General features: G+C 66.2%; 11 protein-coding genes and 1 pseudogene. All 12 read left to right on the top strand.

The window, feature by feature from the left end; genetic code table 11:
* Positions 1-356: 356 nt before the first annotated feature.
* The 12 genes and pseudogenes from ACLMAJ_RS19165 (at position 357) to ACLMAJ_RS19110 (ending at position 12,442) form a co-directional block, all read left to right on the top strand.
* Positions 357-632 (top strand): hypothetical protein, encoded by a 276-nt coding sequence (locus ACLMAJ_RS19165; protein ID WP_412015105.1) that lies wholly within the window; start codon positions 357-359, stop codon positions 630-632.
* A 51-nt stretch (positions 633-683) separates the two neighbouring features.
* On the top strand, positions 684-1,313 hold the full coding sequence (locus tag ACLMAJ_RS19160) for a fasciclin domain-containing protein (protein ID WP_412015104.1): 630 nt from the start codon (positions 684-686) through the stop codon (positions 1,311-1,313).
* Between the two features lie 60 nt (positions 1,314-1,373).
* A complete protein-coding gene (locus ACLMAJ_RS19155; RefSeq protein WP_412015103.1) occupies positions 1,374-2,855 on the top strand; it encodes an SDR family oxidoreductase in 1,482 nt (493 codons plus the stop codon).
* Between the two features lie 108 nt (positions 2,856-2,963).
* Positions 2,964-3,845 carry a MerR family transcriptional regulator gene (locus tag ACLMAJ_RS19150; RefSeq protein ID WP_412015102.1) on the top strand — a complete coding sequence of 294 codons (882 nt, stop codon included), beginning with the start codon at positions 2,964-2,966 and terminating at the stop codon, positions 3,843-3,845.
* A gap of 362 nt (positions 3,846-4,207) precedes the next feature.
* Positions 4,208-5,518: a glycosyltransferase gene (locus ACLMAJ_RS19145; RefSeq protein WP_412015101.1), complete on the top strand. Its 1,311-nt coding sequence runs from the start codon at positions 4,208-4,210 to the stop codon at positions 5,516-5,518.
* Positions 5,509-6,621: a polyprenyl synthetase family protein gene (locus ACLMAJ_RS19140; RefSeq protein WP_412015391.1), complete on the top strand. Its 1,113-nt coding sequence runs from the start codon at positions 5,509-5,511 to the stop codon at positions 6,619-6,621. Before ACLMAJ_RS19145 ends, ACLMAJ_RS19140 begins: the two co-directional genes overlap by 10 nt.
* A 12-nt stretch (positions 6,622-6,633) precedes the next feature.
* On the top strand, positions 6,634-8,163 hold the full coding sequence (gene crtI / locus ACLMAJ_RS19135) for a phytoene desaturase family protein (RefSeq protein WP_412015100.1): 1,530 nt from the start codon (positions 6,634-6,636) through the stop codon (positions 8,161-8,163).
* Positions 8,160-9,157 (top strand): annotated as a pseudogene (locus tag ACLMAJ_RS19130) (phytoene/squalene synthase family protein). Before crtI ends, ACLMAJ_RS19130 begins: the two are co-directional and overlap by 4 nt.
* 9 nt (positions 9,158-9,166) lie before the next feature.
* Positions 9,167-9,517, top strand: a complete 351-nt coding sequence (locus ACLMAJ_RS19125; protein WP_412015099.1) for a lycopene cyclase domain-containing protein — start codon at positions 9,167-9,169, stop codon at positions 9,515-9,517.
* Between the two features lie 2 nt (positions 9,518-9,519).
* Complete coding sequence (locus ACLMAJ_RS19120; protein ID WP_412015390.1) at positions 9,520-9,846, top strand: lycopene cyclase domain-containing protein; 327 nt, start codon at positions 9,520-9,522, stop codon at positions 9,844-9,846.
* Positions 9,843-11,432, top strand: a complete 1,590-nt coding sequence (locus ACLMAJ_RS19115) for an FAD-dependent oxidoreductase (protein ID WP_412015098.1) — start codon at positions 9,843-9,845, stop codon at positions 11,430-11,432. The genes ACLMAJ_RS19120 and ACLMAJ_RS19115 overlap by 4 nt, the downstream gene beginning before the upstream one ends.
* Positions 11,429-12,442 (top strand): Rieske (2Fe-2S) protein, encoded by a 1,014-nt coding sequence (locus tag ACLMAJ_RS19110; RefSeq protein ID WP_412015097.1) that lies wholly within the window; start codon positions 11,429-11,431, stop codon positions 12,440-12,442. The genes ACLMAJ_RS19115 and ACLMAJ_RS19110 overlap by 4 nt, the downstream gene beginning before the upstream one ends.
* The last annotated feature ends 5 nt before the right edge of the window (positions 12,443-12,447 follow it).

Below are 12,447 nucleotides of genomic sequence, written 5' to 3'. Positions count from 1 at the left end.
CAGGATCGACCAACATCAGGCACTGTCACACTGTTTGCGCTAGAACCGGCGTTCAAGGCCACGAGCGTCGGGAGGGCCGAAGAAAGCAACTGGGGCCAGACGAAGTCGACGAGATCATCGCCAAGTACGAGGCGGGCGCGTCGATGGTTCAGCTGAAGCTCGAGCACCACATGGCGAAGCGGACGGTCGCGAGAGTGCTAAGCGCTCATCTCGGCCGGCGGCCCCTAGGATCAGCTCGACGACTCCGCCGCGCATCATGGCCGCGCCGATGGTGAAGGCGTGCAGCGCGGGAGTCCGGGTACTTGACGTCGTTTCCCGCTGTTCGAAGTGATCAACCCCCGTTCGCCGAGCTCACCATGGACGCGACGGATATCTGTGTTGCCACCGACTTGACGGTGTGCCATGACCTGGCAGTGACCGTCGTCCCCGCGAGCCCGGCAAAGATCACTATCCCGATTATTCGATGCAAAAGCGATGCATTCGAGTCGAGATGGTGCAACACTCAGATGGTCGCGCTGCTGATAGAGCGCAGTGATGGCGGGGCAGGTGCAGCACGGACCTTCCGGACCCTCGCCACGGCTGGCGGCGCGGTAGGCGATGCCAGCCGCCACAACAAACAGACCGCCTTGTGAGGTCGAATCGACGAAAGCGACGGAACAATGAGGAAAATCCAATGTTCGGTAATGACCGGCCTGGCCTTGGCGGCAGCCTTGCTCGGCGCCTCGGCATGCTCCGACGACACCGCTGATTCCTCGTCCACTACATCGAAAATGATGCCCACCTCGGCCGCGCCTACTTCGGCGGCATCGAACAGTGCGGCGGCGGATTTGGTCGGGCCCGGTTGCGCTGATTATGCGAAACAGGTGCCGACCGGACCTGGATCGGTCGACAGCATGGCGCAAGAGCCGGTTGCTGTCGCGGCATCGAACAACCCTCTGCTGAAGACGCTGGTCGCGGCGGTATCCGGTCAGCTCAATCCGCAGGTCAACCTGGTCGACACGCTCAATGGCGGTCAGTTCACCGTCTTCGCGCCTGTGGATGCTGCATTCGCGAAAATTGATGCGGCGACGATCGATTCGCTCAGAACCGATTCGGCGAAGTTGACAACCATTCTCACCTATCACGTGGTGCCGGGAAGGCTGGCGCCGAGCCAGATCGCGGGCGAACACAAGACCGTCGAAGGTGCCACCGTGAGCGTGACTCGGTCGGGCGACGACATCAAGGTCGCCGACGCCTCGGTGATCTGTGGCGGAGTGCAGACGGCGAACGCCACCGTCTACCTGATCGACTCGGTGTTGATGCCACCCACGTAAAACGTTGCGGCTCGATATGCAGAGTTCGTGCACCATGACCGGGAAGAGGGATGATTGAGCATGCGGTGTGTGGTTTTCGGCGCGACCGGTTACATCGGCGGACGGTTGGTGCCTGAACTCGTGCAGGCCGGTCATCGAGTCCGGGTAGTGGCCCGGACACCATCGAAATTGGCGGAGGTGCCATGGCGGGACCGGGTCGAGGTGGTCCGCGGCGATGTCACCGATGACGACGAGGTGCGCGCAGCGGTCGCCGACCAGGAGGTCGTCTACTACCTTGTGCACTCGCTGACCCGCCGCGACTTCGACGATATCGACCAGCACGCCGCGCGGATTGTCGCGGCTGCGGCCACCTCGGCCGGAGTCAGGCGCATCGTTTATCTCGGCGGCATCATCCCGGAACGCGGGGAGCTCTCGCGCCACCTCGCCTCCCGCGCCGAAGTCGGAGAAATACTGCGGGCATCCGGGGTCCCCACCGCGGAACTGCGCGCGGCAGTCATCATCGGATCCGGCTCGGCCAGTTTCGAGATGCTGCGCTACCTGTCCGAACGCCTGCCCGCGATGATCACCCCCCGATGGGTCCGCAACCGCATCCAACCCATCGCCGTGCGCGACGTCCTGTACTACCTGCTGCGGGCCGCCGACCTGCCCGCCGACGTCAACCGTCCGTTCGATATCGGCGGCCCCGACGTCCTGACCTACCTGACCATGATGCGCAAATACGCCGTCGTCGCAGGACTGACACGGCGGGTGGTGCTGCCGGTCCCGGTGCTCACGCCGTGGCTGTCGGCGCAATGGGTCAATCTGGTGACCCCGGTGCCGCGCGCCCTGGCCGTCCCGCTCATCGAATCTCTCGTCCACGAAGTCGTGTGCGGCGACCACGACATCGCCGCGTACATCCCCGACCCCCCCAACGGCCTGACCCGCTGCGAACGTGCCATGGAACTGGCACTGACCCGCATCCGCAACGCCGAGGTGCCGACCCGCTGGTCGGACGCCAGCACACCCGGCGCGCCCTCGGATCCGCTGCCCACTGACCCGGCCTGGTCCGGCGGCTCACTCTACGAGGACCTCCGCGAACGCCATACCCACGCCGACCCCGACACTCTGTGGGCGGTCATCGAATCCATCGGCGGTGAGAACGGCTGGTACTCGTTTCCGCTTGCCTGGTCGTTGCGCGGCTGGATCGACCGGATCACCGGCGGGGTCGGATTGCGTCGCGGCCGCAGAGACCCCCATCGCCTGCACGCCGGCGAAGCCCTGGACTGGTGGCGCGTTGAACACATCGACCGCCCTCACCTGCTGCGACTTCGCGCCGAAATGCGGGTCCCGGGACTGGCATGGCTCGAGCTCGGCGTCGAGTCCTACCCCGGCGGGGGTTCCCGCTACCGGCAACGCGCCATCTTTCAGCCGCACGGACTTGCCGGGCACCTCTACTGGAAGGCGATCACACCGTTTCACAACGCCGTGTTCGGCGGTATGGACCGCAATATCACTGGAACCGCCGAACGCACCCCCGCCGCGAGCGCGCCCTCATCGAGCTGAAGATTCGACGACCCGCTCCTCGACCCGCTACAACTGGAGGAGGCTTGGCGATGAGTGGCTGCGGTCAGGTCGTGGGGTGCAGGGGATCGGGGTAAGTGCGGTGGGTCTGTGAGGAGTGATGAGGGTCCCGCACAGCTGCTGGTCGAGTATTCCGTCGGGGCGGTGGCTCGTAGGCTCGGAGTGCCGGTGGCGACCTTGCGGAGTTGGAATCAGCGGTACGGCCTCGGGCCATCGCAGCGCCGCCGGGGCAGGCATCGGCGCTACACGCCGACCGACTTCGCGGTTGCGGTTCGGATGGTCGACTTGGTCCGGGCGGGCGCGAGCCCGGCCAGTGCCGCGGTAGCTGCGCGCGCGGTGGCCGTGCCGGTGCCACAGCTCGGTGACCTCGCATCGGTGATCTCCGCCGCGGAGCGGCTCGCCGCCGCCGAGTTGCTTGCCATCATCACTGCCCACCTCACTCATCATGGTGTGGTGGCGACGTGGAATCGGTTGTGCCGCCCGGCTTTCGCCGAGATCGTCGGAAAGCAGGGTGGGGGAACCGGGTTCGTCGATGTCGAGCATCTGCTGTCTTGGGCAGTGACTACCAGTCTGCACCGGCTGATTCCGTTGTTACGCAACGTGTCCGAGGGGCCGCCGATCGTGCTGGCCTGTACCGACGGGGAGAATCACGTGCTCCCGTTGGAGGTATTGCGCGCCGCCTTGGCTGAACTCGGTCTGCCTGCGCTGCTGCTCGGCGCGTCGGTGCCCGCCGCCGCCCTTGCCGATGCGCTGGCCAAGCATGATCGCAGGCCGGTTGTGGTGCTGTGGTCGCAATCGAGCCGCACCGCTATCGCGGTTCCGGCGTTCGGCCCGCGTGAGAGCTGGGCGCGGGTGCTGCTGGCGGGGCCCGGATGGCGGGAATGTGCGGCGCCGTCAGCAGCGGTTCGTGTCGACACGCTCGAGGCGGCCATTGCGGAGCTACAGACCGCGGTCGCATCGAATCTGCGCTGATCACGCGCGATTTCCCACGTCGTGGGCATCAAACCGTCTGTGGGCTGCGAATCGGGAAGCGACGTCTCCACCTGTCGTTGAGTCTCTGAATACTTGATGACGCAGGTAATTCTGTGGCGTCTACGGCTGGGGCACTCCGCCCCCTTGTGGATTGGGCATCGTGGCGCCCGGCGCAATACGCATCGGTTTTGCATCGTTTGTAGTATCGTGGTTCACGGCAGCGCTCGTGATTGCGTCAATGAATGTCCGCTCGGCCGCTGTTTCCGGATCGTGGCGGACCCCTCGCAATCGAGTGTCGCTGATGGGCGTGGACACAACCGGCGCCTGGTGGTGCGGCGAATGGACCAGTGAAGGAATCTCGTATGGGTCGATATCTCTTGGCAGCGAGTCCGATACCCGGTCACGTGACGCCAATGCTTGCCCTCGCGGCGGACCTGCGGCGCCGCGGTCACAAGGTGCGGTTGCTCACCGGTCCGGCGTTCCGCGAACCGGCTGAGGCGCAGGGCATTCCCTGTTCGGTTCTGCCGCCAGATGCTGCGGTGGCGCGGGCCGAGCGTCCGCGTGGACGGAAGTCGAGTTGGCTGCGGCGGTGGCGAACCGGGCGTTGCGAGCTGCGCTCGAGCTTCCTTGACCCGATCGCCGGACAGTTTCGTGCGTTGACCGCCGAACTGGAGCGCACTGATTTCGATGCCGTGTTCGTAGACGTGATGTTCACCGGCGCCATTCCGCTGCTTCTGGCGGGAAAGCCCCGTCCTGCGGTGCTGGCCTGCGGGGTGGTTCCGCTGATGCTTTCCAGCGCGGACACTGCGCCGTTCGGCATGGGTTGGCAGCCGCGATCGGACCGCGACTATACGGCGATGAATCGGTTCGTCCGGCAGGTGTTGTTCCGTGGTGAACAGCGACGACTCGATGCGACCCTGCGCGAGCTCGGTCTCGGAACCGCACCGAGTTATCTGCTGGATTGGCCGATACTGGCCGACCGGCTGCTCCAGTTCACTATCCCTGGCTTCGAATATCCGCGCGGCGATCTGCCAGCTTCTGTCGTATTCACGGGGCCGATTCCGATCGACGATCCAGAGAACGCTCGGCGTCCGAGTTGGTGGAGTGAGCTCTCCGGCGCGAAGACCATTGTTCACCTAACCCAAGGAACCTGGGACAACACCGATTTCGATCAGCTGATCCGGCCGACGCTCACGGCGTTGAGCAGGCACACAGATCTAGTTGTCGTGGCATGCACGGGTGGTTCGCGTTCTGCGCTCGGGCCAATTCCGGCCAACGCGTATGTCACCGATTCCCTCCCCTACACCCAACTGCTGCCGCGCGTCGCGGTGATGATCACCAATGGCGGCTACGGCGGTGTGCAACAGGCACTCCGCCACGGCGTGCCGCTGATAGTCGCCGGGGATACCGCCGACAAGCCGGAGATCGCGGCACGGGTGGCATACACGGGAGCCGGGATCGATCTCGGCACCGCGCGGCCGCGCCCCGCAGCGGTGGCGGTGGCGGTCGACCGAGTCCTCGAGACCGATGAATTCCGTATCGCATCAGCCGGATTGGCGCGGGAAATGATGAAAGTGTCTGCATTCGAGGTGATTTCGGACGTCCTCATCGAACTGGGCTCGGGTCACGCCCGGGAAGACGTTCCGGTTTCGCGAAACGGAGAATCTTGGTGAGCACCCTGTCCTTCGACCCCACGCGAGCGCCGCTGGATCCGTCGGCGCCCGATCTCGCCGCGGGTTTTGAGCACTGGCATGCCGATACCCGATCCCTTGTGCTCGACGAGCTCACGGCGTTTCTACGGCAGATACGCGTGGCCGAACTAGGTGCGGCCGGTGTGGACGAGGTGCTGGCGCAGTACGCCCTCGGCGGTAAGTGCCTGCGTTCGACCTTCATGTACCTGGGCTGGCTGTGCGCCGCCGAGCCGGGCCCCGCTGCCTTGCGCGCCGCGGCCAGCCTGGAGTTGTTACACGCGTTCGCATTACTTCAGGACGACGTCATGGACGATGCAGTGCTGCGACGCGGGTCCGACGCGGCGCACCTGCGCCTGTCCGCGCGGCACCGGGCTCGACCGGGATCGGCACCGGGTTTCGGGACCTCCGCTGCGACCCTGCTCGGCGACATGTGCCTGGTGTGGGCCGAGCAGATGCTGCGTGAGAGTGGTGTCGGCAGCGGCGCATTGGCGCGGCTATGGCCGCGATATGACGCGATGCGCATCGAGTTGGCGGTGGGCCAGTTCGCGGATCTGGGCAACGACGCGCGGGACAACCCGACCCTGGACACGGTGTTGGGCATCGCCCGCGCGAAGTCGGGCAACTACACCGTCCGGCGTCCGCTCGAGTTGGGCGCGGCGTTAGCCGGTAGCACCGAGTCGACACTGAAAGCCCTCGGCCACTACGGGACTCGTATCGGAGAGGCTTTTCAGCTGCGTGACGATCTGCTCGGGATCTTCGGCGCGGCCTCGATTACCGGCAAACCGCAGGACAGCGATCTCGGGCAGCGCAAGGCCACCAGCGTGGTGGTCGCCGCGCTGGAGATGGCCGATGCGACCACGCGGCGCGAATTGTCGGAACTGCTGAACGGACCCGAACTCGACGCCGCGGCGATCAGCCGCTGCCGAACGCTGATCGCGTTGTCGGGAGCGCCCGAACGCATCGAAGCGATGATCGCCGATCGGGTCCGAGATGCCCTGCAAGCATGGCCTGCCAGCCCGCTCGGCCGAGACCAGCGCGCGGCATTGGAACAGATGGCGCTGCTGTGTACCGCACGGCAGCGGTGAGGAGAGGAAACGATGCGCACAGTCACTGGACGCAGTGACCACGTTGTGGTGGTCGGGGCGGGATTGGCGGGCCTGTCCACCGCGATACACCTGGCCGGGCGTGGCAGGGCGGTCACGGTCGTCGAACGAGAATCGTTGCCGGGCGGCCGGATGGGCCGACTCGACGTGGGCGGCTACCGCATCGATACTGGCCCGACGGTGCTGACAATGCCGGAACTGATCGATGAAGTCTTCGCCGCGGTGGGCGAGCGGACTCGCGATCATGTGGATCTGATTCCGGTCGATCCCGCCTATCATGCGATCTTCGCCGACGGGCGCACCCTCGACGTGCACAGTGACGAGGACCGGATGGTGCGGTCTATCACCGAATTCTCGGGCAACGACCAGGCCATGGGCTATCGCAAGATGCGCGCGTGGCTGACCCGGCTGTACGCGGCGGAGTTCGATCGGTTCATCGCGGCGAACTTCGACTCGCCCCTGTCGATGTCGATACCGGCGCTGGCCGCCCTCACAGCACTCGGCGGATTCCGCCGCTGGGATGGCAAGGTCGGCGAGTTCATCACCGATCCGGACCTGCGACGCGTGTTCACCTTCCAATCGCTCTACGCCGGAGTCGCACCCGACCGCGCACTAGCCGCCTACGCGGTGATCGCCTACATGGACACCATGGCCGGGGTCTACTTTCCGCGCGGCGGTATGCATGCGGTGCCCGACGCGTTCGCGACGGTCGCCGAAGCGGCAGGTGTTCGGTTCCATTACGGCGCCACAGTGACCGAGTTGGAGCGGGCGGGCGGGCGGGTGCTCGCGGTGCATACCGACCGGGGTGAGCGGATCGCTTGCGATGCAGTGGTATTGACGACCGAACGCCATCGGGCCTACCAGTTGCTCACCCACCGCTCCCGACGCCCGGTCGCCGTGCGGGCCGCGCCGTCAGCGGTCGTGTTGCATGTCGCCTGTGAGCGAGATGCGCGAATACCCCATCACAGTTTGCTGTTCGGCGCGGCCTGGCACGCCGCCTTCGTCGACATAATCGAGAAGGGGCGGGTCATGTCCGATCCCTCGCTGCTGGTGACCCGGCCGACGGCAGGTGATGCTGACCTTGCCCCCGCCGGGCGTGATCTGCTCTACATCTTGGTGCCGGTGCCCAATCTCGAGCAGGGAGAGATCGATTGGGAGCGTGCGGGAACCGACTATGCGGGAGAAATCCTGGAGCTCGCGCGGCGCAGGCTCGGCGGTGCGCGACTACGCGACGCCGACCTGCTGAGCGTGGTCACCCCCGCTGACTGGGCAAAGCAGGACATGCTGGCGGGCAGCCCGTTCGCGCTGGCGCACACCTTCGCCCAGACCGGTCCGTTCCGGCCCGCCAACATGATTCGCGGTATCGACAATGCGGTGCTCGCGGGTGGGTCGACAGTGCCGGGGGTCGGCATCCCGCCAGTGCTGATCTCCGGACGTCTCGCCGCCGACCGCATCACCGGGCACCGGCAGGCCAGGCGCGCCACCTTCGCGGTCGGTTCCACGGCGGATCGGATATCGAAATGACACGCACCGAGCTCGACGCGGCGGGCATCACAGATCCGCAGCTGCGACAGTCGTACCTATATTGTCGCTCGCTCAATGCCGCCCACGGCAAAACCTTCTTCCTCGCCACCCGGCTGCTCGCGCCCGACCAGCGCCCGGCCGTGCACGCGCTCTACGGCTTCGCTCGGCGCGCCGATGACATTCTCGACGAGTTCCATCCACAGCTGACCCCGACCGAACGAGCGGACCGGTTACACGTGCTCGCCGGGCAATTCGGCGCCGCAGATACCGCCGATGACCCGGTGCTGGCCGCGGTACTGCACACCGCGGAGACCTATCGGATACCCGGGCACCTGTTCGAGGCGTTTCTGACATCGATGCGGATGGACTTGTCGGTCACCGACTACCCGGACCGCGGCGCGTTGGACGACTACGTCTACGGGTCCGCGGAAGTCATCGGTCTGCAACTACTGCCGGTACTCGGCACCACCGGTCGGTGGCGGCGGCCGCACCGTACGCCGCGGCCCTGGGAAAGGCCTTCCAGCTCACTAACTTCCTGCGCGATGTCGACGAGGATCTGGCGCGCGACCGCATCTACCTACCCGCCGACGAACTGGCCGCACACGGGGTGGACCGTGAGCGGTTGCTCTGGTGCCGACGACAGCGCCGGGTCGACTCGAGGGTGCGGCGCGCGCTGGCCGAGCAGCATGAGATCACCAGGGGCATCTACGCATTCGCGCGCAGCGGGATCGACCTGCTGGCACCGCGCTCGCGTCCGTGCGTCGAGACGGCGTCGGTGCTGTACAGCGAAATCCTCGATCGCATCGAAGCCGCTGATTTCGAGGTGTTCGGTCATCGCGCCACGGTCGGTAGCCGACGCCGGATCCGGGTCGGCGCGGCGGGGTTCTTGCGGGCGTGGCGGGCCCGCCACGCGGCCGATCCCAGCACGCCGCAGGCCGGGGAATACTTGTTGCTGCCGCCGTTCGATACCGCCGATCCGCGAGAACAGCGCTGAGGAGATCGCATGGATCACTGGCATTATCTACTCGCACTGGTGGTGTGCCTCGTGCTGACGGCGCCGCTGGAGTTCCTCGGCCCCGGTGTCTATCGGCGGCCGCGGTTGCTGGCGGGCGCGCTGTGGCCCGCCGCGGCGCTGTTCGTGATCTGGGACGTGATGGCGATCGCCGGGGGCGTGTGGGATTTCGATGATCGCTACACCCTCGGGGTGGGGCTACCCGCCGCTATGCCCTTGGAGGAGTTGCTGTTCTTCTTCGTCGTGCCGGTCTGCGGCCTGCTCACCTTCGTCGCGGTCGAGACGCTGCTCGGGGCGCGGCACCGACGAGTCGCCTATACCAAGAACACAGCGCAGCGATGAACGTGACGGGTGTCGGATATTCGCTGCCGGCGATCGGCGCGGTTGTCTCGGTGTGCCTAGCCGAGTGGATGTTGTTGCACACCGGGCTGTTGCGGCGCCCGGCCTACTGGCTGACGATGCTGATCGTCCTGGGCTTCCAGATCCTGGTCGACGGATGGCTGACCAGGCTCGACGCGCCGATCGTGGTGTACAACCCGGATCACATTCTCGGACTCCGATTCCCGTGGGACATCCCGGTGGAGGACTTCTTGTTCGGATTCTCCCTGGTGACCGCGGTCTTGCTCGGTTGGGAGCACACCCGGCAACGACAGACGGGTGCGCGGCGATGATCGCGCCGGGCACCGGTTACGGGCGAGATCGCCGCCGCGTGCGCTATCCAGCCGGGCCAGGACATCGCAACCTGAGCCAGGGCGGGTCGCCGCCGCGCGTGGTCGTGGTCGGCGCCGGAATCGCGGGCCTTGCGGCCGCGACGGGCTTGGCCGAACGCGGATGCCACGTCGAAGTCGTCGAACGAGAGCAATATTTGGGCGGGCGCGTCGGAGGATGGACCGAACAGCTCACCGACGGCACCCAGGTGGGCATGAACCGCGGCTTTCACGCCTTCTTCGCCCAGTACTACAACCTACGAAAGCTACTGGCACGCAGCGACCCTCAGTTACAGCAGCTGCGCAGGCTCGAGGACTATCCGCTGGTCGACGCACACGGCCGCCGCGACACCTTCCGTGGGCTGCCACGTACCCCACCCTGGAACGCGCTGGCCTTCGCGTTGCGCAGCCCCACCTTCCGGCTACGTGACCTGGTCCGGATGGACCGGCGTGCGGCCGCACCGCTGGGCGCGGTGTCGGTCCCGGATATCTATGCCCAGCTAGATCACCTCGACGCGGAAACGTTCCTGCGCGATATCAACTTTCCCGAGGCCGCGCGGCATCTGGCATTCGAGGTGTTCTCGCGCAGTTTCTTCATCGAGCCCGAGCGCATGTCCGCCGCTGAGTTGGCGACAATGTTCCACATCTACTTCCTCGGATCCAGCGAGGGGCTGGTCTTCGATGTGGCGCGCGATAATTTCGACGTCAGCCTGTGGACGCCGCTCGCGGAGTATTTGACCGCATCCAATGTGCCAGGGCGGCCTGGCGCCGTCCGCTTCCATCTGGGTGTGTCGGTCGATCGCATCGACACAGAAGGCGACCGATTCCGGTTGGTCGACGACACCGGAGCGACCTTGACAGCCGACGCGGTGGTGCTCGCTACCGATATCGCCGGTCTGCGCCGGATCGTCGCCGCGTCACCGACCCTCGGTAACGCCGAATGGCGTTCACGGGTAGCAGCATTGGCGCTCGCACCGGCATTCGCGGTGCACCGGCTCTGGCTGGATCGGCCGGTGCGCACCGACCGGGCGTGTTTCCTCGGCACCGGCGGCTTGGACCCGCTCGACAACATCAGCGTGCTGAATCGCTATGAACAACAGGCTGCGAACTGGGCAAAGGCCACCAGCGGTAGCGTCGTCGAACTGCACGCTTACGCGGTGGCCGATGCGACACCGCCGCCCGCGGCACGCGCAATGCTGCGCAACAGGCTGCTGGCACGACTGCACACGATGTACCCGGAGACCGCAGTAGCGAACATCCTCGGGGAGCGGATGCTGTGGCGTCAGGATTGCCCGCGTTTCTCACCAGGAGACTTCGCCGCGCGCCCCGGCGTCGATACCCCGCACCCACGGCTGGCCCTGGCCGGTGACGGAATCCGTGTCGATCTGCCGGTGGCCCTGATGGAACGCGCCGCGACCACCGGCTGGATGGCGGCCAATACTGTACTGCGCCAATGGGACGCGGCCGGACACACCCTGCACTCGGTTCCAGCCCAGGGGCGCTCGGCGCTGCTGCGCGCATTCGCGACTCGCGAAAGGCACACTCGATGAGCACTCGCACCGAACCCGTTAAGAGGCCGAAAAGATCACCGCTACAACGATTTTCGCCCGAGGAATGGTCGCGACAGCAACCCGCTTATCAAGACGCCGATCCCGGCCTGATCGCCGCCGCACTGCGTTGGTCGCAGCAACGCCCCTCTGGTAATTGGTTCGTCATCGCCGCGAGCACAGCGATACGTCGCGATCGTCCATTCGGTACCACGGTCGGAGGCCGGGAAATCGTCGCCTGGCGTGACCACGCAGGCGAGTTGCACGCCGGTCCTGGCGCGTGTCCGCATCTCGGTGCACCATTGGTCTCGGCACAGATCGAGAACAACGCGCTGATCTGCCGATGGCACGGTCTGCGGGTAGGCCCCGACAACAGCGCCTCGCGGTGGTGTCCCTACCCCAGCTTCGACGACGGGGTGCTGGCCTGGGTGCGGCTGGACGCTGCCGGTGGCGAACCTCCGACCGACACGCCGATCATCGGTCCGCGCCCGCCGGACACCACAGTGCACGCGGTGACCCGGCTGATCGGGAAGTGCGAGCCGCGCGACATCATCGCCAACCGGCTCGACCCGTGGCACGGCGCGTGGTTCCATCCCTATTCCTTCACCCGCCTGGAAGTGACGCGGACGCCGCCGCGCGAGGGAATCACCGAAGGCAATCACCAGCTTCTGCTGGACGTGACGTTCCGAGTGACCCGCAGCCTCGGCGTCCCGGTGCAGGCGGAGTTCAGCTGCCCGGATCCGCGCACCATCGTGATGCGCATCGTCGAGGGTGAAGGGGCAGGAAGTGTGGTCGAAACTCACGCCACCCCACTGGGGCCCGGTTCCGATGGTCGTGCGCGTACGGCGGTGGTGGAGGCGACCGTCGCGAATTCCGAGCGCCCAGGATTCCGGCACGCGCACCGGGCATTGCCGCTGTTGCGTCCGATGATGAATCACGTGGCGACACGGCTGTGGCGGGACGACATGGCCTATGCCGAACGCCTCTATCAGCTACGCACACATCGGGTATGAGAATG

The organism is Nocardia arseniciresistens, from assembly GCF_046764875.1.
GTDB classification, from domain to species: domain Bacteria; phylum Actinomycetota; class Actinomycetes; order Mycobacteriales; family Mycobacteriaceae; genus Nocardia; species Nocardia arseniciresistens.
This window is presented reverse-complemented; position numbering and strand designations above follow the sequence as displayed.

Coding starts and splice junctions, on each gene's coding strand:
- ACLMAJ_RS19165 (WP_412015105.1), top strand. CDS start 357: ATGGACGCGACGGATATCTGTGTTGCCACCGACTTGACGGTGTGCCAT.
- ACLMAJ_RS19160 (WP_412015104.1), top strand. CDS start 684: ATGACCGGCCTGGCCTTGGCGGCAGCCTTGCTCGGCGCCTCGGCATGC.
- ACLMAJ_RS19155 (WP_412015103.1), top strand. CDS start 1,374: ATGCGGTGTGTGGTTTTCGGCGCGACCGGTTACATCGGCGGACGGTTG.
- ACLMAJ_RS19145 (WP_412015101.1), top strand. CDS start 4,208: ATGGGTCGATATCTCTTGGCAGCGAGTCCGATACCCGGTCACGTGACG.
- crtI (WP_412015100.1), top strand. CDS start 6,634: ATGCGCACAGTCACTGGACGCAGTGACCACGTTGTGGTGGTCGGGGCG.
- ACLMAJ_RS19125 (WP_412015099.1), top strand. CDS start 9,167: ATGGATCACTGGCATTATCTACTCGCACTGGTGGTGTGCCTCGTGCTG.
- ACLMAJ_RS19115 (WP_412015098.1), top strand. CDS start 9,843: ATGATCGCGCCGGGCACCGGTTACGGGCGAGATCGCCGCCGCGTGCGC.
- ACLMAJ_RS19110 (WP_412015097.1), top strand. CDS start 11,429: ATGAGCACTCGCACCGAACCCGTTAAGAGGCCGAAAAGATCACCGCTA.